At 45.5% G+C, this 19918-nt stretch carries 20 protein-coding genes; 10 read left to right on the forward strand and 10 right to left on the reverse strand.

Annotated elements, in window-relative coordinates; genetic code table 11:
* Positions 1 to 306 precede the first annotated feature (306 nt).
* Together AC1DYT_RS10735 and AC1DYT_RS10740 are read right to left on the reverse strand one after the other, a co-directional pair.
* Entirely contained in the window at positions 307 to 942 is a 636-nt protein-coding gene (locus AC1DYT_RS10735; RefSeq protein WP_477469612.1) for a hypothetical protein, read from the reverse strand.
* A gap of 133 nt (positions 943 to 1075) precedes the next feature.
* Entirely contained in the window at positions 1076 to 1306 is a 231-nt protein-coding gene (locus AC1DYT_RS10740; RefSeq protein ID WP_477469613.1) for a hypothetical protein, read from the reverse strand.
* 511 nt (positions 1307 to 1817) lie between these two features.
* On the opposite strand from AC1DYT_RS10740, the gene AC1DYT_RS10745 reads away from it, so the two are divergent.
* The 4 genes from AC1DYT_RS10745 to AC1DYT_RS10760 all read left to right on the forward strand — a co-directional run bounded on the left by AC1DYT_RS10745 (position 1818) and on the right by AC1DYT_RS10760 (position 4739).
* Positions 1818 to 2657, forward strand: coding sequence for an MBL fold metallo-hydrolase (locus AC1DYT_RS10745; protein ID WP_477469614.1), 840 nt, complete (start codon positions 1818 to 1820; stop codon positions 2655 to 2657).
* A gap of 122 nt (positions 2658 to 2779) precedes the next feature.
* Positions 2780 to 3640 carry a sigma-70 family RNA polymerase sigma factor gene (locus tag AC1DYT_RS10750; protein ID WP_067053926.1) on the forward strand — a complete coding sequence of 287 codons (861 nt, stop codon included), beginning with the start codon at positions 2780 to 2782 and terminating at the stop codon, positions 3638 to 3640.
* A 137-nt stretch (positions 3641 to 3777) separates the two neighbouring features.
* Positions 3778 to 4083, forward strand: a complete 306-nt coding sequence (locus AC1DYT_RS10755) for a hypothetical protein (RefSeq protein WP_477469615.1) — start codon at positions 3778 to 3780, stop codon at positions 4081 to 4083.
* Positions 4080 to 4739, forward strand: coding sequence for an ATP-binding cassette domain-containing protein (locus AC1DYT_RS10760; RefSeq protein WP_477469616.1), 660 nt, complete (start codon positions 4080 to 4082; stop codon positions 4737 to 4739). Before AC1DYT_RS10755 ends, AC1DYT_RS10760 begins: the two co-directional genes overlap by 4 nt.
* A gap of 7 nt (positions 4740 to 4746) precedes the next feature.
* Here AC1DYT_RS10760 and AC1DYT_RS10765 read toward each other — a convergent pair whose 3' ends face one another.
* Positions 4747 to 5346, reverse strand: coding sequence for a zeta toxin family protein (locus tag AC1DYT_RS10765; protein WP_477469617.1), 600 nt, complete (start codon positions 5344 to 5346; stop codon positions 4747 to 4749).
* Positions 5346 to 5585: a hypothetical protein gene (locus tag AC1DYT_RS10770; protein ID WP_477469618.1), complete on the reverse strand. Its 240-nt coding sequence runs from the start codon at positions 5583 to 5585 to the stop codon at positions 5346 to 5348. Before AC1DYT_RS10770 ends, AC1DYT_RS10765 begins: the two co-directional genes overlap by 1 nt.
* A gap of 121 nt (positions 5586 to 5706) precedes the next feature.
* Between AC1DYT_RS10770 and AC1DYT_RS10775 the strand changes: the two genes are divergently transcribed.
* Both AC1DYT_RS10775 and AC1DYT_RS10780 read left to right on the forward strand, forming a co-directional pair.
* A complete protein-coding gene (locus AC1DYT_RS10775) occupies positions 5707 to 6492 on the forward strand; it encodes a PhzF family phenazine biosynthesis protein (protein WP_477469619.1) in 786 nt (261 codons plus the stop codon).
* On the forward strand, positions 6485 to 7603 hold the full coding sequence (locus tag AC1DYT_RS10780; RefSeq protein ID WP_477469620.1) for a DUF4369 domain-containing protein: 1119 nt from the start codon (positions 6485 to 6487) through the stop codon (positions 7601 to 7603). Before AC1DYT_RS10775 ends, AC1DYT_RS10780 begins: the two co-directional genes overlap by 8 nt.
* Positions 7604 to 7628: 25 nt before the next feature.
* Here the strand turns inward: AC1DYT_RS10780 and AC1DYT_RS10785 are convergent, their stop codons facing one another.
* A complete protein-coding gene (locus AC1DYT_RS10785) occupies positions 7629 to 8159 on the reverse strand; it encodes a hypothetical protein (protein ID WP_477469621.1) in 531 nt (176 codons plus the stop codon).
* A 76-nt stretch (positions 8160 to 8235) separates the two neighbouring features.
* Here AC1DYT_RS10785 and smc point away from each other — a divergent pair, with 76 nt between their 5' ends.
* Positions 8236 to 11778, forward strand: a complete 3543-nt coding sequence (gene smc, locus AC1DYT_RS10790) for a chromosome segregation protein SMC (protein ID WP_477469622.1) — start codon at positions 8236 to 8238, stop codon at positions 11776 to 11778.
* A gap of 58 nt (positions 11779 to 11836) precedes the next feature.
* On the opposite strand, the gene AC1DYT_RS10795 is transcribed toward smc, so the two are convergent.
* The 4 genes from AC1DYT_RS10795 to AC1DYT_RS10810 are packed head-to-tail and all read right to left on the reverse strand — an operon-like array spanning position 11837 to position 15030.
* The gene (locus AC1DYT_RS10795) at positions 11837 to 13405 is read right to left on the reverse strand and encodes a S41 family peptidase (RefSeq protein WP_477469623.1); all 1569 of its coding nucleotides are present in this window, start codon (positions 13403 to 13405) and stop codon (positions 11837 to 11839) included.
* A gap of 59 nt (positions 13406 to 13464) precedes the next feature.
* Positions 13465 to 14082, reverse strand: coding sequence for an HAD family hydrolase (locus AC1DYT_RS10800; protein ID WP_477469624.1), 618 nt, complete (start codon positions 14080 to 14082; stop codon positions 13465 to 13467).
* A complete protein-coding gene (locus AC1DYT_RS10805) occupies positions 14063 to 14371 on the reverse strand; it encodes a hypothetical protein (RefSeq protein WP_477469625.1) in 309 nt (102 codons plus the stop codon). Before AC1DYT_RS10805 ends, AC1DYT_RS10800 begins: the two co-directional genes overlap by 20 nt.
* A complete protein-coding gene (locus tag AC1DYT_RS10810) occupies positions 14368 to 15030 on the reverse strand; it encodes an ABC transporter ATP-binding protein (protein ID WP_477458611.1) in 663 nt (220 codons plus the stop codon). Before AC1DYT_RS10810 ends, AC1DYT_RS10805 begins: the two co-directional genes overlap by 4 nt.
* Before the next feature lie 84 nt (positions 15031 to 15114).
* Here AC1DYT_RS10810 and AC1DYT_RS10815 point away from each other — a divergent pair, with 84 nt between their 5' ends.
* Positions 15115 to 15933, forward strand: coding sequence for an alpha/beta hydrolase (locus AC1DYT_RS10815; protein WP_477469626.1), 819 nt, complete (start codon positions 15115 to 15117; stop codon positions 15931 to 15933).
* Between the two features lie 369 nt (positions 15934 to 16302).
* Entirely contained in the window at positions 16303 to 17496 is a 1194-nt protein-coding gene (gene sucC / locus AC1DYT_RS10820) for an ADP-forming succinate--CoA ligase subunit beta (protein WP_133236175.1), read from the forward strand.
* 550 nt (positions 17497 to 18046) lie between these two features.
* Here the strand turns inward: sucC and AC1DYT_RS10825 are convergent.
* A complete protein-coding gene (locus tag AC1DYT_RS10825) occupies positions 18047 to 18586 on the reverse strand; it encodes a hypothetical protein (RefSeq protein WP_477469627.1) in 540 nt (179 codons plus the stop codon).
* 722 nt (positions 18587 to 19308) lie between these two features.
* Between AC1DYT_RS10825 and AC1DYT_RS10830 the strand changes: the two genes are divergently transcribed.
* Entirely contained in the window at positions 19309 to 19842 is a 534-nt protein-coding gene (locus AC1DYT_RS10830; protein WP_477469628.1) for a YceI family protein, read from the forward strand.
* The last annotated feature ends 76 nt before the right edge of the window (positions 19843 to 19918 follow it).

Consider the following 19918-nt stretch of genomic DNA (forward strand, 5'->3'; position numbering starts at 1 on the left):
TTATCATCGCGTTTTTACCGAAGAAGTTCGCTTATCACTTTTAGTCAATGGGTAAATTCAATAATTCCTTTTATAAATATTAACGAGTTTGATAACAACAATTGTCAATAAAGCGCCGTCTAAAATGTATACAGGAATTTTAAAAAAAGTGAGCACATAGTATTGCCCGCGAAGCATCATCACTGTCGCAACACCTATACTCATGCACCAGGTTAAAACCAAAAGTGACTGAAATAATATATTTCGAGTTACAATTTTCATATCTAATTGCAGGAATTACAACCAAGTAGGCATGTAACCTCCAACTTATAGTGCGTTATTGTCTTTTTGTAACATTACCTTCACAAATGCGATTTTATTGGCATTATTAGTAATATTAAGTTGAGACAAATCTACACTGTTTAAAGTAAAAAATAGCATCATAGTGGCTGTCGTGTTATTGTTTAAGAATGTGAAGTTACTGGTATAATATTGTGTTATTTTAACCTTGTATATTATTCCAGCCTTTAAATCTACCGTATTTGCAGAGGTTTGCTTTAAAAACAACGTGGCTTTTGTCACATGCCCAGGTTTAATATCTACCCCACCGGAAAGCTCATTGATTTTATCGTTGTCAACAATGATACTATCGGCACCAAACGTTGCAATTACATTACCGTTAGGATCTATCCACTCAGCCTTTACATCTTGAAGGTATCCTACGGCACCGCCAGTATTCTTAATATCAAAAGACTGGCAATAAGAAAGCCGATTATCTTTTTTTGAAATACAAGCAGCATTGTGTGCGTAAAACTTCACCCACGAACCCTTTACAACGCCGTTTCCAAAAAGCAACACCAAAATGGCAATAAATGCGGTATTCTCTTTTAAGAATTTTAGCAACTTTAATTTCCAACCCTCATCTCCTGATTGTGCTGAAAGCGAACTTTTACTTTTTCCCATAATTGTTCTGTTTTTGTTAAATAGCTCATTTTTAGTCGCTATTAGTGATTTCTATCCTTTTCATGTTTTTGCAGTTTTTAAATGAATAATAAGCCAAAAGGGCGTTAATAAAATGTTTGATTTCTGAGTAAAATTATACTACTGATTGAAACCCTCCACCTCCACTAACCTTATTATAAAACTGTTTAAAACTTTGTGCTATCCATTGTGCAATTTGAATAACTGAGTTGTACCGTCCCCTACCACCAAATACTTTGGAGGTGGTTGTGCCAAACGACATTTCGAGAGACCTGTTCCGGACAACATCTCGTGCTTTTGTGAAGCCTTGAAAAGCGCTTGTTTTCTTTAATGTAGAATAATTCATAGTTTTAAGATTAAACGATCTAATTGTGATTTTTTTTCAAAATATGTAAAGTATACCATATCCATATGCTTTATATATATTAGTATAAACTAAATTTATAACACATTTATTATAAGTATGTTATAATAAAAATGTCAATTAGACAATATTAATTTCTACTTAAAAAAACACTCTCCGATTCTTGCCATGGATAAAAAAAACACCTCTCCAATTAATTTAATTTCATATAGTAATAACCAACAAATCCCCAACCCCTTCAGTGCATTATTTATGAGCGACGAGCCGCTGTTGATGAAAACCCAAAACATCTTTTTTTATGCCACAGGGTTAAAAAAAATCACATCCTACACTTCGGCAAAGAATAACCTGCCAGCCGAAGCGGTTTCCTAGACAGTGAGATAATAAAGTTTTCGAATACGAATGTTAAGGTTCCCTTCCATTTTAATCGAATAATTAATAAGCAGAAATTTTCGGTGGTTTTTTCCAATATTATTTTCCAATTTAGTTCATTATGACCCTCCACACCATAGATACAGGTTTTTTTAAATTAGACGGCGGTGCCATGTTCGGCGTGGTACCCAAATCCATATGGCAAAAAAGCAACCCGGCCGATGCCAACAACCTTTGTACCTGGGCCATGCGCTGCCTGCTGGTAGAAGATGGCAACCGGTTGATCCTTATCGATACGGGAATAGGCGATAAGCAAAGCGAGAAATTCTTTAGCCATTACTACCTCCACGGCGATGCCACCATGGATAGCTCCCTGGCGGCGAAGGGCTTCCACCGGGATGATATTACGGATGTATTCCTCACTCACCTGCATTTCGATCATGTGGGGGGGGCTGTTGTTCGAGATGGAGAACAGTTGAAACCGGCCTTCAGGAATGCTATCTACTGGAGCAACCCGCAACACTGGGATTGGGCGGTAAACCCCAACGAGCGCGAGAAAGCATCGTTCCTAACGGAGAATATCCTGCCCATACAGCAAAGCGGTCAGTTAAAATTCATCGATGCTGTGGATGGCGCAAAATTTACCGATGATATCAGCATACGGCTGGCCTATGGGCATACCGATGCCATGATGCTGCCACTGATTGATTATAAAGGCAAAAAGCTATTGTACATGGCCGATCTGTTGCCATCCGTGGGGCATATCCCCTTGCCGTATATAATGGCCTACGATATGTTCCCGATGAAAACCCTCGCCGAGCGTAAAGTATTTTGGAACGAGGCCATTGAACAGGAGTACATCCTTTACCTGGAGCACGACCCGATAAACGAGTGCTGCACGCTGCAGCAAACCGAAAAAGGCATCAAGGTTAAGGAAATGTTTAGCCTGGATAAACTTTGAGATTGCTTTTAATATATGAATAATTATTGCATTTTAGCAATGCGGTTTTTTAACTTTAAGAAACAAAAATATACATTTGCACGTTCAATCCTAAATAACAGAATTGAGGTTTACCTAAATAGATGAGACAACTCAAAATAACGCAATCCATTACCAATCGTGAGTCGCAGTCCCTCGACAAATACCTGCACGAAATTGGTAAAGTTGATTTGATCACTGCCGAAGAAGAAGTAATCTTAGCCCAAAAAATACGCGAAGGCGACCAGGCTGCATTGGAGCGTTTAACCAAAACCAACCTGCGTTTCGTGGTTTCGGTTGCCAAGCAATACCAAAACCAGGGCCTTACCCTTGGCGACTTGATAAACGAAGGCAACCTGGGTTTGATAAAGGCTGCCAAGCGTTTTGATGAGACAAAGGGTTTCAAATTTATCTCGTACGCCGTTTGGTGGATCCGCCAGTCTATTTTGCAGGCCATTGCCGAGCAAAGCCGTATAGTGCGCTTACCATTGAACCAGGTAGGCAGTTTAAGTAAAATAAGTAAGGCTTTCAGCAAGCTGGAGCAGGAATTCGAACGCGAACCCTCTCCCGAAGAGCTGGCCGACATACTGGAAACCACCGTTGATAAAATATCTGATACGCTGAGCAACAGTGGCCGCCATGTAAGTATGGATGCCCCCTTCGTACAAGGCGAGGAAAATACTTTGTTGGACGTATTGGAGAACCAGGAACCCAATACCGATTCGATACTGATAAACGAATCCTTATCCGAAGAGATAAAACGTTCGTTATCAACCCTAACCGAGCGTGAGCGCGAAATCATTGTGCTGTTCTTCGGTTTGGGCAGCAATCACCCGCTGTCGTTGGAAGAAATTGGAGAGAAGTTCAACCTAACCCGCGAACGCGTTCGCCAGATAAAAGACAAAGCTTTGCAGCGCTTGCGCCACACGTCGCGCAGCAAAATCCTAAAATCGTACCTGGGGTAATACTTTTACGTTATACGAAAAAACCTCCGCCAAAACAGCGGAGGTTTTTTTATGCCCACTAGCCCCGTCAGGATACAATATCGTTGCACAGGCAGCGTTTACGCCTTGTCTGCCTAAAGGACTCACAAATATTCCCGATGCCCGATATACGCAAGCTGCTCTGGTACTTTTACAAACCCATCCTTTTTTGGAACAGCGCATTCACCCTTACCTGCCTGGGGCTGGTTTGCTATTATGGCCGCAAAGTGGCGGGCTTCGTGCTGTTTTTTAAGTTGATGGGGTATGTATCAACTACCTTCCTGCAAAGCTATACCGCCAAAAATGTGTACATGTTTTACCGCAACGCGGGCTATAGCGTGCGCCGTATGTATGCCTATACCTACGCTATCGATTTGGCCATATACTTCATTTTGCTAACCATTTGCCTGTTATTAATCAAATGAACAAGACGTTAAAAGTGGATAGCGTGCAGCTGGAATTCGACGGGCGCAAGATATTGCAGAGCGTATATCTCAATTGCACCCAGGGCGAAGTGATTGGTTTGCTGGGCCGTAATGGCTGCGGCAAATCGTCGTTGCTCAAGATCATTTTCGGTACGCTGCAGGCCAATTACCGCTACGTGAGCATTGATGAGCAATTCATACACAAAGGCTATCATCACAACCGCATTGCCTACCTACCGCAGCATAACTACCTGCCGGGCGGCATCAGGATAGAGAAGCTGGCCCGGGTACTGGTAGACCCTATATCGTGGCCCGAGTTTGCTACCTTGCCCATATACCAACGCAATGCAGATAAAAAGATACACGAGCTTTCGGGCGGCGAGCTGCGCCAACTGGAAACCATGATGATCATCCACAGTCGCGCCGATTTTATTTTATTGGACGAGCCTTTCACCCACATCTCCCCTATCCAGGCCGAAGAGTTCAAACCCGTGATACGCGCCTGCGCCAAACGCAAAGGCATCGTGATCACAGATCACCAATACTACAACATACTGGAGGTAAGCGATAAAGTGATTTTATTAGCCGATGGGGTGACAAAACACATCGCGGATAATGAAGAGCTGGTTAGATATGGGTATTTGAGCGGGAAGTAATTAGCTTTTACTTTGTGAAGTCTTTGTTTGCTATAATAATTGTATAGGCTTCCTCATTCATACGCTCTCGTCTATAGCTGTATTCCGCAAACTTTTGAGGGTAAGTTAATTCCGAGGAACTATAAGATAATAGTTCGCCTTTTTTAAAACTCATGACCAGTTTATTTTGGCCGCTTAAACCAGTGTAAATGAAATCAGAGCGGTCGAAATAGAAAAAGTATTGAGCGATATTCTTAAAGCTCTCGTTGAAGTTTATCCGAACGTTCCCATCGGAAATATTGAGGCCGTCTTGTTGGATTCGCCGCGAAGCTGCCCTGATGATTGATTGAGCCGGACTATCTAAAAATAACGCAATCAATGAAGCTTTATAACCAGCATTTCTCGCCCTATCAATAATTTCGTTGAATGTGGCATCGTTAAATACAGTTTCAATCAAAATATTTTTACCGGCCACAATAGCTTCATACACCATCTCCTTAGTCCTGCCCTTGTAAACATCAGTCATCAGAACAGTAAAATCTTGTAATTCGGTTAAACGGCTGCGGATAAATGAAGATTTGCCTGATGCGTTACAACCCGACACAAAAATGAGTTCTGGTTTAGCCATTAACAGATTTGCTTAATAATTGTATCTTTCATTTCAACAGGCATATCGTTCTCATCCATTATCACTTCTACTTCTACCACAAACATCTCCCCGGTAGGCAGTTCTTTGCGCCAGTAGCCGCCATCTTCCTCAAACTGCGCGTAGAATGGGTTACCCAATTCAAACGCACGCTGGCGTCCAAGCTCGTGCATGTTATTCATGTTCTTTAAAAGGCGGTCGACTGTCGATTCTTTTTCCATGGCGAGAGGCATTAATTTACCACACAAAAATGCTAAAAACATTTGTACATAAATAATTACCGATTAATAGCGTGTGATTACGGCAGATAGTTTAATTTGCTTTGACTAAACATTACCCATCATGACCATCCCAATTTACCAGGCCGATGCCTTTACAGATAAGCTTTTTGGCGGCAACCCGGCAGCTGTTTGTCCGCTAACCGAGTGGCTGCCCGATGCCGTAATGCAAAAGATAGCCTTAGAGAACAACCTCGCCGAAACGGCCTTTTTTGTAAAGAACGAAACCGGCTACCTGTTGCGCTGGTTTACGCCCGAGTTGGAGATTGACCTTTGCGGCCACGCCACCCTGGCCACGGCGCACATCATTTTTACGGAACTGGGCTATGATGGCGATACCATCCATTTCGATACCGTTAAAGCGGGCACGCTGTCAGTAAAGCGCGAAGGCGACAAATATTGTTTGGATTTTCCCTCGCGGCCGGCATTCGCAGCGGATGCCCCTGAGGGCCTGATTGCTTCATTAGGCGGGAAAAAGCCTATTAAAGTATTGCGCTCGCGCGATTATATGCTGGTGTATGAAAGTGAGGAAGACGTGGCCGGGATAGTGCCCGACCATTCTGCACTGGCCAAAATAGATACGCTCGGCGTAATAGTTACAGCGCCGGGTAAAGAGGTTGATTTCGTGTCGAGGTTTTTTGCGCCGGGTGCGGGTGTTCCGGAAGATCCGGTTACCGGTTCGGCCCATTGCAATCTGATACCTTACTGGGCCGGCAAACTGGGCAAAACCAAGCTGCATGCCTACCAGATATCTGCCCGCAAAGGCGAGCTTTGGTGTGAGTTGAAGGGCGACAGGGTACTGATGGCTGGCAAAGCGGTTACTTATTTAAAAGGTGAGATTTATGTTTAATAAATGGTGCCTTATTTTATTGTTGCTGCTGGCAAGCCCCGCGGCACTTTTTGCACAGCGGTACAGCATATCCGGTAAAATAGGAGGTTTTAAAAATAACAGCAAAGTTTATTTGGTAGATGGAGAAACCGACAACCGCATAAACAGCACCGTGCTAAGGCAAGGCATATTCCATTTAAAAGGCAATCTAAAGGACGGCCCGATGTACCTTTCTGTCATTATTCGCGAAGGAAAAAACGAGTATGCCTGCGAGGTGTTTGCCGGTGGCGGCGATGTTTCCATTACAGGCAGCAAAAAGGATTTTCCGTACAATATCAAAATAGACGGGTCTGCCGAACAACGCAAGTTTAATGCTTATCAGCAGTTGATGAAGGCGATAAATAAGAAGTCGGACTCCCTGATGCAGGTTTATTTAAAAGTGCGGAACGACAGCATAGCCGCACGACAAGCGGCCATAAATTACAATAAAACGGGCGATGAATACCAAACCATCAACAAGAAATTAATTAATCAAAACAGCAACACCTATTACGCCGCAAAGGAATTCCACAACTACTTACCCCAAATGGGCCGGGACAGCATTCAGCGGGTGTATAGCGGCCTTTCGGGGCATATACAACAGAGCATCTATGGGAAGCGCATCCAAACGTATTTAACTACGGGCGATACGCTAAAGGTTAACGATAAAATTTATGATTTTGAGGCCTATGATGCCAGCGGCAAAAACCACTTGCTTTCTAACTATACGGATAAATACATCCTGCTCGATTTCTCCTCCGTACATTGCGGCCCATGTATTGCTGCGGCGGATGAATTACGTATGCTCACCCAAAAATACAAGGGTACCCTACATGTAATATCCTTCTCGCCCGATAAAAAAGCCGAATGGCTGCAGGGCATTAAAAACGACAAGGCAACCTGGATAAGCCTTACCGACGGCCAGGGCGATCACAGCAAAACATTGCTAAAATATGGCGTGCCGGTATATCCTACCTTTTATATCATTTCGCCGGGCGGCGTAATTATTGAGAAATGGACCGGGTACGAAAAACAAGCAAGCGGCTTGGGCAGCCTGGAACTGCATCTTATCAAATACCTTAAAAAGCCCTGAACAATCAAAAGTTAGTAAATCTATTCTACTTACCGGGTATCAACAGCCCTGTTTTACCATTTTTCATTACGGGCGGCACGGGGTAAATATCATCGCTGGTATTGTCTACCCCATCAACGCCGGCAGAGAACAGGTAATAATTATCGCCGCTTTTTTTATACCTGAAGTTTGGCTGTTTGCTGTGGATTTTCTGTACCGGGTCGTAAATGAAGATCATCTTATCTTCTTTAGTAAGTTCTTCTAAACTATCGGGATATAGCCCATGCTGTACCTTATAAAATTCAACGTTTTTCACCAGGCCATTTAGCTGGTCTTTTGATATGGACGCAAACCTTTTTTGAAAATCCTCACTGCGCGAAAATATACCTAAAGAGGCATAAGCAAAAACAGTAAACAGCACACAGGCAACCCCTATCAAAACAAGTTTACGGTCATGATACTTTATTAAGCCGTATAATATTAAGGCTACGCCCACAAAAGCACCTACCAGGGGTACAAATCCTAAAAGGCCCAATAAATACGGCGGGCGGGCATCGCGGTTATATGATGAAAACATAGCTTAAACATACAAAATACCGCGATAATTTCCGTACCTTAAAGCCTTAATTTTTCGGCACGTACTATATTGTTTAATGCAGCTTACTAAATTAGAAATCAAGGGTTTCAAAAGCTTTGGCGATAAAATAACCATCAACTTTAATGAGGGTGTTACCGCTATAGTAGGCCCAAACGGCTGCGGCAAAAGCAACGTTGTAGATTCTATACGTTGGGTTTTGGGCGAGCAGAGCACCCGCGCGCTGCGATCGGAGAAGATGGATAACATCATTTTCAACGGCACCAAAAGCCGCAAGGCTGCTAACCTGGCCGAGGTGTCGCTTACTTTCGACAACACCAAAAACATCCTCCCTACCGATTTTTCGCAGGTTACGCTTACCCGCCGCCTTTACCGCAGCGGCGAAAGCGAGTACCGCCTAAACGACGTGCAATGCCGGCTTAAAGACATTACCGATATGTTCCTGGATACCGGCGTAGGGGCCGATTCGTACGCCATCATCGAGCTGAAGATGATCGACGAGATCATCAACAACAAGGAAGGTTCGCGCCGCAACCTGTTCGAGGAGGCATCGGGCATATCCAAATACAAGCTCCGCAAAAAGCAAACCTTCAATAAGCTAAAAGATACCGAAGCCGACCTGGAACGCGTAGAGGACCTGCTCTTCGAAATCGAGAAAAACCTAAAGACCCTAGAGAACCAGGCCAAAAAAACCGAACGCTATTACCGCCTGCGCGATCAGTACAAGGCGCTCAGCATTTCGCTCGCCTCCTTCCGCATTGCGGGGTTCAGCAAAACACTGGCAGAGATAGAGGAAAAAGAACAAAAGCAAAGGGTAGAGAAATCGGGCTTCGCCACCAAGATTGATACGCTGGAAGCCGCGCTGCAACAACAGAAACTGGATAGCATTACCCGCGAGAAAAACCTTGCCGCGCAGCAAAAAACCACCAACGAGTTCGTATCAAAAATACGCGCCTACGAGAGCGAGAAACGCATCAAGAACGAGCAGCTGAAGCACCAGCAGGACAAAGAAGCCCGCTTGAAAGAGGAGCTGGAACGCGACACCAACCAGCACAAGCACGTTCAATACAATATCAAACGCCTCAACGAGGAAAAGATGCAGGAGGAAGAAAACCTGCAAACTATCACAGCTAGGGTAGCTGAACTGAAGGCCGCCGTGGATGACCTCCGCCTATCGCAAACCGAGGCGCGGGCAGAATTGAACGAGCTCAATTCGGTTAACAACCGCCTGCAAAACCAGGTGTACAAAACCGAAAAAGATATCGATATCCTCAACATACAGCAGCAGGCCCTGGAACAGGAAAGCCTGCGCAATATGGAAGATGCCAGTAATAAAGAGGTAGAGCTGTCGCACTTTAACCACGTGGTTGCCGAGCTGGATAGCCGCAGCGAAACGCTGAAGAACGAATACGATTTGGCCGTTGATGCCGAAAACAAGCTACAGGAGCAAATAGTAGCTACCGACGCTGAGCTGAAAACCGTTACCGACAGCATAGCCGCCGACAGCCGCAAGCTGGATGCCAAACAAAACGAATACAACCTTACCAAAAGTATGGTGGATAACCTGGAAGGCTTCCCGGAATCTATCCGTTTCCTGAAGAAGAACACCAACTGGGCCAAGAACATCACCCTGTTCAGCGATATCCTGTTTTGTAAGGAGGAGTTCCGCATAGCGATAGAGAATTACCTGGAGCCGCTGATGAACCATTACGTGGTGAACAACTACGATGAGGCCATAGCAGCCATCAACCTGCTTAGCAATTCGTCAAAGGGCCGGGCGCAGTTTTTCATACTTGATAATTACAAAAACGAGGCAGTAGAGAACAGCGTCAATTTAGAGGGTGTATCCATCCCTGCCCTATCCGTAATCGAAGTAGAGCCGCGCTATGCCGCGCTGTGCACCCACCTGCTTAAGAACGTGTACCTGGTAAACGATCATACCGAGCAGGACATCAACAGCCTCCCGCTCCCCGATGGCGTGGTGCTGATAGGCAAAAGCGGTAAGTTCAATAAATCGCGCCATACCATGGCCGGTGGTTCGGTGGGCCTGTTTGAGGGTAAGCGTATTGGCCGCGCCAAAAACCTGGAGAACCTGCTGAAGGAAATAAAACAGGCCGAAACGCGCATTGGCACGCTTAAAAGCCAGAGCCAACAGCTACAAAGCAGCCTGGTAGCCCTAAAAGCATCAACCAAAGCCAACGAGATCAGGCAAAAACAAGTCGACCTGAACAAGCTGAATACCGAGCTGGTTACTGTTAAAACCAAGCAGGAGCAATACCAGGCCTTTATAGAGAATAGCCTTAACCGCAAACAGGATATTGCCAATCGCATAGCTGGAATCAAAAACGATATCCTTACGCTACAACCCGCACTTGTAGAATACCGCACCCAAAAACAAACACAGGCCGACCTGATGCTGGATAAGCAGCAAGAGTTTAACGAGTTGAACGAGATGGTGTCGGTACAATCCAACGCGTACAACCAGGAGAACATCCGTTTCCACCAGCAGCAGAACAAGGTATCGGGACTGATGAAGGACCTGGAATACCGCGAATCGCAACTGGAGAACCTCGACGGCCGCATTATGCACAACAGTGCCGAAATGGAAAAGGTGAAGGTCTTGATAAAAGAGAACCTGCAGCAAACCGGCGAAAGCGACGACGACCTTTTGAGTATGTATGAGCAAAAGGAAAACCTGGAAAAAGCTACGCAGGAAGCCGAACGCGAATACTACGCCTGGCGCGGCAGCATCACCGAAAGCGAGAACGAAATACTTCAGCTTCGCCGCAATAAAGATCAGGCCGAACTGATTGAGAACGAACTGAAAGATGCCCGCAACAATCTTAAACTGGAACTGAATGCTTTAAAGGAGCGCCTTTCGGTTGAGTTTAACGTGGATATTGCCGACCTGCCCGAGACCGACGAAAACCAAACAGAAGACGAGGCCGACATACGCGAGCGCACCGATAAGCTGAAACGCCAGATGGACGACTTCGGCGCCATTAACCCGATGGCGGTAGAGGCTTACAACGAAATGAGCGAACGCCACGCTTTTATACAGGCGCAGAAGAAAGATCTGGCGGAAGCGAAAGCATCATTGCTGGCCACCATACAGGAGATAGACGATACGGCAAAGGAGAAGTTCATGTCGGCATTTACGATGGTGCGCGAGAATTTCATCAAAGTGTTCCGTTCCCTTTTCAACGAGGAAGACAGCTGCGACCTTATCCTGTCAGACCCCTCCCACCCGCTGGAATCGGAGATAGATATCATTGCACGGCCAAAGGGCAAGCGCCCCTTATCCATCAACCAATTATCCGGCGGCGAAAAAACATTGACGGCTACGGCCATCCTCTTCTCGCTTTACCTGCTTAAGCCAGCCCCTTTCTGTATTTTTGATGAGGTAGATGCCCCGCTTGATGATACCAATATCGATAAGTTCAACAACATCATCCGCAAGTTCTCTAAAGAATCGCAGTTCATCATCATATCGCACAACAAGCGCACCATTGCCTGCACAGATATTATCTACGGCGTTACCATGGTTGAGCAGGGTATCTCGCGCGTGGTACCTGTAGACCTTCGCGAGCTGGCCGATTAAAACCAAAAAAAGCGCCCCGGTTTCCCGCGACGCTTTGCTATAATTACAATACTTAAAACTATTTCCTTTTCAACGATTTGTTGAATACCATGCCGCGGAAGTTGTTGCCGTCCATTTGTATGCCTGCATCGTGGGTTTGGTCTAAAGACATTACACGGGTTTTGCCGTTGGTGCTTTGTATCACCTGCCCTGCTACGGTAAACGTGCCGGTTTTAACATAGTTCAACGCGTGCGCAAACAGCCCTTCGGTTGGGTCGCCAAAATCTTTGGTCACGTCGTCAAAGTCCCTTATGCCCGGGTAATCTGTTGTACCAGGTGTCATACCGGCATAATAGCCGCCCTGAGCTAAAGAGTTCTTGGTTTCAAATTCCGGAATATACATCTGGTATTTGTTGATGTCGATATCGAAAAAGCCGACCGGTTTACCATAGCTAGTAGTGCCAATAAATTTTACATCCATTATAGGGCGCAGGTTGTTGATGGTGAGTTCGCTTGCCGATGCTGTTGAACCCGTAATGATGAAAAACACATGGCTCAGGTTCAATGAATAAGGAATGCCTGTTTTTGTGAAATTTACAGCATTGCCCGATACCGAATAATCAAACTGCGAGTAGTTGTATATCTCGCCGGTATCCGGGTCTTTACGTACCTGGTTTTTAAGGATACTGGCTTTGCCGCTGGTTAAAATGCTGTTGAAGTAAGAGCTGTACATCAGCGTGCCGCTTTTTGATGCCGGGGCAATCAGATTGCTCAGGTACTCGGCGGTTGATACATAGCCACCACCATTATAACGTAAATCTACCACCAGGTCGGTGATACCCTGTGCGGAAAATTCGGCAAATGCCTCGTCTATTTTAGGCTTAGCATTAGCCTGCGAGGTGAAGCTATTGAACACGATATAACCTACCTTTTTGCCGCCGCCCTGGTCTATCACCTTATGAACGATTACCGGGTTTATGGTATAAGTGGCCACATTAAGCGTAACGGTGATATTGGTAGCGTCGGGCTTTTTAAGCACCATCGTAATGGTATTGCTGTTGGCATACGCGTTTATCACGAAGTTAAGGTTTGTTCCCGAGCCGCCGTTGCCATCATAGGTTAAGGCAGTGCGGCCGTTTATGCTGGTTATCTGGTAGCCGCGTTTCATCCCCGCTAAATCTGCAGGCGAGTTGGGGTAAACGTAGCGCACGCGCAAATCGTTGTTATCATTATATATCGGCGCGAAACCGAAATCGCCGTTGATACCGTTCAGTTCTGATGATACGGTGCCATCATCTATAAACGAGTATTTAGCCTCGCCCGGCGAAGCCGAATAATACTCGTAGGGTTTGCCCGTATTAGGGTTTATCTTATACTGCGATATAGCGTCCACCTCTTTCTGCAGGGCACTGATATCGTCGGTACCAGTAAAGGTACGGGGCTTAAAAGTGGCGTAATCAGGCAGGCCGTCGTTCCAGTAATATGCTTCTTTGGCATACAGAAAGATAGAATCGCGTATCAAATCAAGCGTTGTGCCTGTTTTAGATGGGCCGATATTGGTATCGTCCGGGGTGGGCGTTTTGCTCTTTTTGCATGATGAGAAAACAACCACTGCAGAAAGTATAGCCAGGTAAAGTATTTTGCGCATATTAATTATAAGTATATGTTCGTTAACGGATTTATCAATAATATATTACAGCCCTGAAATTACAAAAACTCGCTCACATTCAGGTAATCTATTCCGGTTGCCTCGGCACATAATACGTCCCTTTCCGAATTTTCTATCATCAGCAGGTCGCGACGCTCTAAATTATGCTCTTTCATCAGCAAATGCAGCACATCCGGCTCGGGTTTAGGCGTGCTTTCATCCGCAAAATAAGCTACCAGGTAAGGCTCGAGCCCGTGCCATTCCATATGCTTTATTTTGTTGAGCTGCTGCTGCGGGCTGCCATTAGTTACAATGAACAATTTCTTCCGATCTGTAACGGCTTCCTGCAAAAAGGTAAGCATATTTTGGTACAACAGCAACTTCAGCGGCACCTTGCCTGTGTCCATCAGCAGGGCCAGGTTGGGCCTGTATTTTTCGTCTACACCCAAAGTCGCCACCAATTCGTCGAACACCGCATCGGCTCCTTTATGTATATACGTATCTATCATTACATTGGTTGTCTGCTTGGCGTCGGTAAGATCGGTGTACTCCAAAAGATTGGCAAACAGGTAATAAATTTGGTATAGGTAATCCTTCTCGGGATACAGCACGTTATCAAGCTCCAGTATGAAAGCCTTTTTGCGTGGGTCGATGTCGTTATAAGTAAGCCTGGCCATCAAATAGCGCTATGTTATATTCGTTGAATAATAGTTCAGATTGTTTCAGTAGGGTAAACTCATCCCCCGTTAATGCATAAATCGCATCGATGCCTTTATCCAGGCAAAGGGTAAGCATCTCGTGCTGGTAACTTGCCGATGCAGGGTTGGGCAGCCTAAGCAGGCCCATATTCTTTACCATAAAATCGGGCAGGTCGGCGTAATCGCCCAGCAATATCTCCCAGGCGTTAAGTTTGTTCTTTAATTTATGTGCCGAAGCGGATGTAGCGGCGGTTATCAGTATGTTCAAGCTAAAGTATCTACAATTTTGCCATCTTTCATTAATATGGTGCGGTCGGCCATGCCGGCAAGCTCCTCATTATGGGTTACAATGACGAATGTTTGGTTAAAATCCCTGCGCAATTTTACGAATAGTTCATGCAGTTCCAGCGCGTTCTTCGAGTCGAGGTTGCCCGATGGTTCATCGGCGAAAATCAATGCAGGTTTGTTTATTAAAGCCCTTGCCACGGCAACGCGCTGTTGCTCGCCACCCGATAGTTCGGCAGGTTTGTGGGTGAGCCTATCGCCCAGGCCCAGCATTTCCAGTAGCTCTGTAGCGCGTTTCTCGGCATCGGCGCGGGGCACGCCGGCAATAAAGGCAGGCATGCACACATTTTCGATGGCGTTGAACTCCACCAGCAGGTGGTGGAACTGGAAGATAAAGCCAATTTTGCGGTTGCGGAAATCGCTCAGGTGTTTGTTATCCAGCTGGCTAACCTTCACGTTATCGATAAACAGTTCTCCCGAATCGGCATTATCCAGCGTACCCAGTATATTGAGCAGCGAGCTTTTGCCCGCACCTGATGCGCCTACTATGGTTACGATCTCGCCCCGGTTCACCTGAAGGTCTACCCCTTTTAAGATATGCAGCTTCCCGTACGATTTATGGATAGATTGCGCTTTAAGCATGGGGTAAAATTAGTGATTTGCCTTGGAAAAACCGGAAGGGGGCGTATATTAGACTTACAATTATAACCAGCTATCTAAATTACTATGAAAAAACTCATCCTCCTGCTGCTCTTTACCATTCCCGTTGTTGTAAATGCGCAACAAAGCTACATAACCGTAAAGGCTGTGCCTTACTATGCGGATTCAGTACGGCAGAAAGATGCCTATATCGCTTCGCAATGCGTGCTGGATGTTTACTATCCTAAGGATAAAAAGGATTTTGCCACCATCGTGTGGTTCCACGGCGGCGGGCTTACCGGCGGCGCAAGGGAAATACCGCAGGAGTTAAAGGATAAAGGATATGCAGTAATTGGCGTTGGCTACCGTTTATCGCCCAAAGCCAAAGCACCGGCTTATATAGAGGATGCAGCTGCGGCCGTGGCCTGGGCATTCAAAAATATTGCCCAATACGGCGGCAGCGCTAAACATATCTACTTAACAGGCCACTCGGCAGGCGGTTACCTGGCCATGATGATTACCCTGAACAAGGCCTATTTAGGCAAATACGGCATCGATGCTAATAACGTGGCCGAACTGATTCCCTTCAGCGGGCAGTGCATTACGCATTACACCATCAGGCAGGAACATGGCATTAAAGATACCCAGCCAACTATCGACGAATTTGCCCCGCTTTACTGGGTACGTGCCGATGCCCCGCCCATGCTACTCATCACCGGCGATGCCGAAATGGAGCTGCTTGGCCGTTACGAAGAAAACGCCTACATGCTGCGCATGATGAAACTGGCCGACCATAAAAGCACCCGGCTGTTCCAACTGCAGGGCTACGACCATGGCGGCATGCCGGCAGGTGCCTTCCCCCTGCTGCTGAAAGAGATTATAGCCCGCGAAAAGGTGATAAAATAGGGCGGCGGATGCCGGGCGTTATTAGGGACTAAGTAAGCGCGATTATAATATTAAGAGGGTTCGAAAAAGCGGGGGGAATGTGCGATTCCCTCCCTTGGGAGGGCGAAGGGAGGGGTTTATGGACTTCGCTTTCGACTAAACCCCTCCCCGCCTTTGCGCTCAGTCAGCCGCACCCCTCCCGTTGGGAGGGAGTCTTTAATCCCAAAAAAGCACTGTCTTTTCATGGGCTATTCCTCTCAAGAGGGGAATAAAAAGAAAGCTTTCGAACATTCATGGCAATAAATTAACACCCTGCCCACAAATCTATAACCGCTAACCTCCAATCTCTAAAAAGAAAATAGTAGTTTTACCGCAAATCTTTCAAAACACATGAATATCCACGAATATCAGGGCAAAGCGATATTAAAAAGCTTTGGCGTTAGAGTACAGGAAGGCATTGTTGCCGATACCCCCGAAGAGGCGGTGGCAGCTGCACAGAAAATGAAGGAAGACTACGGGTCGGACTGGACGGTTATCAAAGCGCAGATACACGCAGGTGGCCGTGGTAAAGGCGGCGGCGTAAAGCTTGCCAAGAATGCTGAGCAGGTAAAAGAAATTGCAGGCAAGATCATCGGCATGCAACTGGTTACCCCGCAAACCGGCCCCGAAGGCAAATTAGTGAAGAAAGTATTGGTTGCCCAGGATGTTTACTACCCCGGCGAAAGCGAAGTAAAAGAGTTTTACGTAAGCGTACTGCTTGATCGTGCCGCAGGCCGCAACATCATCATGTACTCTACCGAAGGCGGTATGGACATTGAAGAAGTAGCACACAGCACTCCCGAGCTTATCCACAAAGAAGAAATTGACCCAAAAGTTGGCCTGCAGGGCTTCCAGGCGCGCAAGATAGCGTTCAACCTGGGCCTTAGCGGCGATGCTTTTAAGGATATGGTGAAATTCATCACGGCTTTATACAAAGCTTACGATGCTACCGATTCTTCGCAGTTCGAAATAAACCCTGTTCTTAAAACATCTGATAACAAAATATTGGCCGTTGATGCTAAGGTAAACTTAGACGATAACGCCCTTTACCGCCACCCGGATTATGCAGCTATGCGCGATACCGACGAGGAGGACCCAACAGAAGTTGAAGCCAGCAAAAGCAACCTTAACTATGTAAAGCTTGATGGTAACGTTGGCTGTATGGTTAACGGCGCCGGCTTGGCCATGGCTACCATGGACATTATAAAAATTGCCGGCGGCGAGCCTGCAAACTTCCTTGACGTAGGTGGAACTGCCAACGCACAAACCGTTAAAGCAGGTTTCAACATCATCCTGTCGGATCCTAACGTGAAAGCTATCCTCATCAACATCTTCGGCGGTATCGTTCGTTGCGACCGTGTTGCGCAGGGTGTTATAGATGCTTACAAAGAAATCGGCAACATCCCGGTACCTATCATCGTTCGTTTGCAAGGCACCAATGCTGCCGAAGCGAAAGAACTGATCGATAACTCGGGCCTGAAAGTGTACTCGGCTATTCTTTTAAAAGAAGCTGCTGAGCGCGTTAAAGAAGTGTTAGCACTTTAGGTGAGAGATTAGAGGCCGGAGGTTAGAGATTAGCCCGGCGCAGAAATATTGAAAGGGGCTTCGGCCCCTTTTTTATGATGTTGGTTTATGGCATTTATCGCCCGCCGGTTCAAGCGTCGCGTTTGAACCTAGGCGCTAAAGTAAGCGTCCCGCTTACCATACCGCTTAGCAATGTTAGAAACATCAGCATTTAAATCGTGTACCCCCGTTGGCATGTGGTTTCGGTACAGAAATCATAATATACCTGCAAAATCGACTAAAAATCATTTCGTTACGTCAGAGGGCCGTTGACATGTGTGTTGGCTGTGCTGTATTAATCACGTTGTCATTGCGAGCGAAGCGCGGCAACCTCAGAGGACATTTGGCGACGCCGCAAAGCAACGGTGCTTGTCCTATGAGGTTGCCACGTCGCCCCTGCGCTCAGTTCCCTGCTGCTCCTCAATGACAAAAGGGAGCAAATACAGTTAAAAGTCTCTATATAGACCGTTTAATTCTAAACTCAACAAAAAAATCATGTTTCAATATCTCCCCTCCGCCCCTTTTGTTTGCTTTAGTTTCCTTTGAAAATAACATCATCTTTTGTTCCGAATTTCTGATCGGCTCCACTGGATTTTAATAGATAAGAATTACCTCCGTTCATCAGTTGATATTTATACGATTTATCCCATTCATCTTGCATCCAGTCTGATCGTAGTGGGTTTCCTTGAATTAAAATGAATAAGTTGGCAGGGTACTGAGCGGTGCTTTCTTTGTAATGCTTCAATGCAATATTAATCTCTTCGCATTCCTTTAAAGTATCTCGTTTTTTAAAGTAATTTTTAGAAAAGATGAATACTAAAATAATGATAGAAAATATACCCAAGCAAGAAAATAAGATACGGGTGATTGTTCTTTTTACAGCTGCGTAAGTAATGCCTGGTGTTTTAGTTTTTTTGGTAAAGTAAATCATCCCGGCGCCAAAAACCATCAACAGGAAATACACCGGGGTGGGCCATATACCGAAGAAAACCATACAAATATTCAGGACTAACCCTGTCACAAAAAGGACCTTGCCAGTCGTTTTAAATAATCGTTCGAAGGTATAGCTCAATTGTATTATCTATTTTACGCAATATATACTTTCTATCGGCACAAAATCTAAAACAGCCGTAAATCTAATCCCCTAAATGGTCAAGGAATGTGGGGTGGGCCAAACATATCGTCGCCCGCAGGGCCTCTCGATAGACTTCCCGCCGGTTCAAGCGTCCCGCTTGAACCTTAGCGTTATAGTAAGCGTCCCGCTTACTTCACCACTTTGCAATCTTAGAAACATCCACATTTAAATCTTGCGGCCCCGTTGGCACGTGGTTTCGGTACAGGAATAATAATATACCTGCAAAATCGACTAAAAATCATTTCGTTACGTCAGCCGGACGTTGACATGTGTAGGCTGTGCTGTATTAATCACGTTGTCATTGCGAGCGAAGCGCGGCAACCTCAGAGGACATTTGGCGACGCAGCAAAGCAACGGTGCTTGTCCTATGAGGTTGCCACGTCGCCCCTGCGCTCAGTTCCCTGCTGCTCCTCGCAATGACAAAAGGGAGAAAATGCCCTCTACGGAGACTGAAAACTTAACAAATACTTCATGTAATAATATCATGGCACCGCCCCCTTTATCGCTTATTCGCCTAAACAATAACCCTAAAATAAGTGTTATAACTTATATTTGTCTACCTAGTGTAAAATCAACAATAAATAATACATGTTTAAACATCTATTATTATATTTGTATCATAATTCAAAAGAGAAACAAAATTTAAAACATAAAACATCATGGCAACAGCAACAAAATGGGTTTTAGACCCAATGCACTCAGAAGTACAATTTAAAGTAAAACACTTAGTAATATCTACCGTAACCGGTTCTTTCAAAACATTCGAGGGCGAACTGACCACAGAAAGCGAAGATTTTGATGGCGCTGATATCAGCTTTTCGTTAGATGTAGCAAGCATCGATACCAACCAGGAAATGCGCGACGGTCACCTGAAATCAGGCGAGTTCTTCGACGCAGAAACTTACCCAAAAATCAGCTTCAAATCAACCGCTTTCACCAAAGACGGCGACGACTATAAATTAACCGGCGACCTTACCATTAAAGACGTTACCAAATCAGTAACCCTTGATGTTGAGCACGGTGGCGTAGCAGGCGACTTTTACGGCAACACCAAAGCCGGTTTCGAAGTAACCGGCAAAATAAACCGTAAAGATTTCGGTTTGGTTTGGGATGGCGTAACCGAAGCAGGTTCGGTAGTGTTGGGTTCAGATATTAAGCTGATCATCAACGTACAGTTTGCAAAACAAGCGTAAGCAGAGATTAGTGATTAGTTGACTGGAGATTAGTCACTTTAATTATAGAAAGCCATTCGTTTAACGAGTGGCTTTC

Source organism: Mucilaginibacter sp. P1_D10, from assembly GCF_056406215.1.

Excerpts from the sequence above, each read along its gene's own strand:
- AC1DYT_RS10735 (WP_477469612.1), bottom strand. The coding sequence starts at position 942 with ATGGGAAAAAGTAAAAGTTCGCTTTCAGCACAATCAGGAGATGAGGGT.
- AC1DYT_RS10740 (WP_477469613.1), bottom strand. The coding sequence starts at position 1,306 with ATGAATTATTCTACATTAAAGAAAACAAGCGCTTTTCAAGGCTTCACA.
- AC1DYT_RS10745 (WP_477469614.1), top strand. The coding sequence starts at position 1,818 with ATGACCCTCCACACCATAGATACAGGTTTTTTTAAATTAGACGGCGGT.
- AC1DYT_RS10750 (WP_067053926.1), top strand. The coding sequence starts at position 2,780 with ATGAGACAACTCAAAATAACGCAATCCATTACCAATCGTGAGTCGCAG.
- AC1DYT_RS10755 (WP_477469615.1), top strand. The coding sequence starts at position 3,778 with ATGCCCGATATACGCAAGCTGCTCTGGTACTTTTACAAACCCATCCTT.
- AC1DYT_RS10760 (WP_477469616.1), top strand. The coding sequence starts at position 4,080 with ATGAACAAGACGTTAAAAGTGGATAGCGTGCAGCTGGAATTCGACGGG.
- AC1DYT_RS10765 (WP_477469617.1), bottom strand. The coding sequence starts at position 5,346 with ATGGCTAAACCAGAACTCATTTTTGTGTCGGGTTGTAACGCATCAGGC.
- AC1DYT_RS10770 (WP_477469618.1), bottom strand. The coding sequence starts at position 5,585 with ATGGAAAAAGAATCGACAGTCGACCGCCTTTTAAAGAACATGAATAAC.
- AC1DYT_RS10775 (WP_477469619.1), top strand. The coding sequence starts at position 5,707 with ATGACCATCCCAATTTACCAGGCCGATGCCTTTACAGATAAGCTTTTT.
- AC1DYT_RS10780 (WP_477469620.1), top strand. The coding sequence starts at position 6,485 with ATGTTTAATAAATGGTGCCTTATTTTATTGTTGCTGCTGGCAAGCCCC.
- AC1DYT_RS10785 (WP_477469621.1), bottom strand. The coding sequence starts at position 8,159 with ATGTTTTCATCATATAACCGCGATGCCCGCCCGCCGTATTTATTGGGC.
- smc (WP_477469622.1), top strand. The coding sequence starts at position 8,236 with ATGCAGCTTACTAAATTAGAAATCAAGGGTTTCAAAAGCTTTGGCGAT.
- AC1DYT_RS10795 (WP_477469623.1), bottom strand. The coding sequence starts at position 13,405 with ATGCGCAAAATACTTTACCTGGCTATACTTTCTGCAGTGGTTGTTTTC.
- AC1DYT_RS10800 (WP_477469624.1), bottom strand. The coding sequence starts at position 14,082 with ATGGCCAGGCTTACTTATAACGACATCGACCCACGCAAAAAGGCTTTC.
- AC1DYT_RS10810 (WP_477458611.1), bottom strand. The coding sequence starts at position 15,030 with ATGCTTAAAGCGCAATCTATCCATAAATCGTACGGGAAGCTGCATATC.
- AC1DYT_RS10815 (WP_477469626.1), top strand. The coding sequence starts at position 15,115 with ATGAAAAAACTCATCCTCCTGCTGCTCTTTACCATTCCCGTTGTTGTA.
- sucC (WP_133236175.1), top strand. The coding sequence starts at position 16,303 with ATGAATATCCACGAATATCAGGGCAAAGCGATATTAAAAAGCTTTGGC.
- AC1DYT_RS10830 (WP_477469628.1), top strand. The coding sequence starts at position 19,309 with ATGGCAACAGCAACAAAATGGGTTTTAGACCCAATGCACTCAGAAGTA.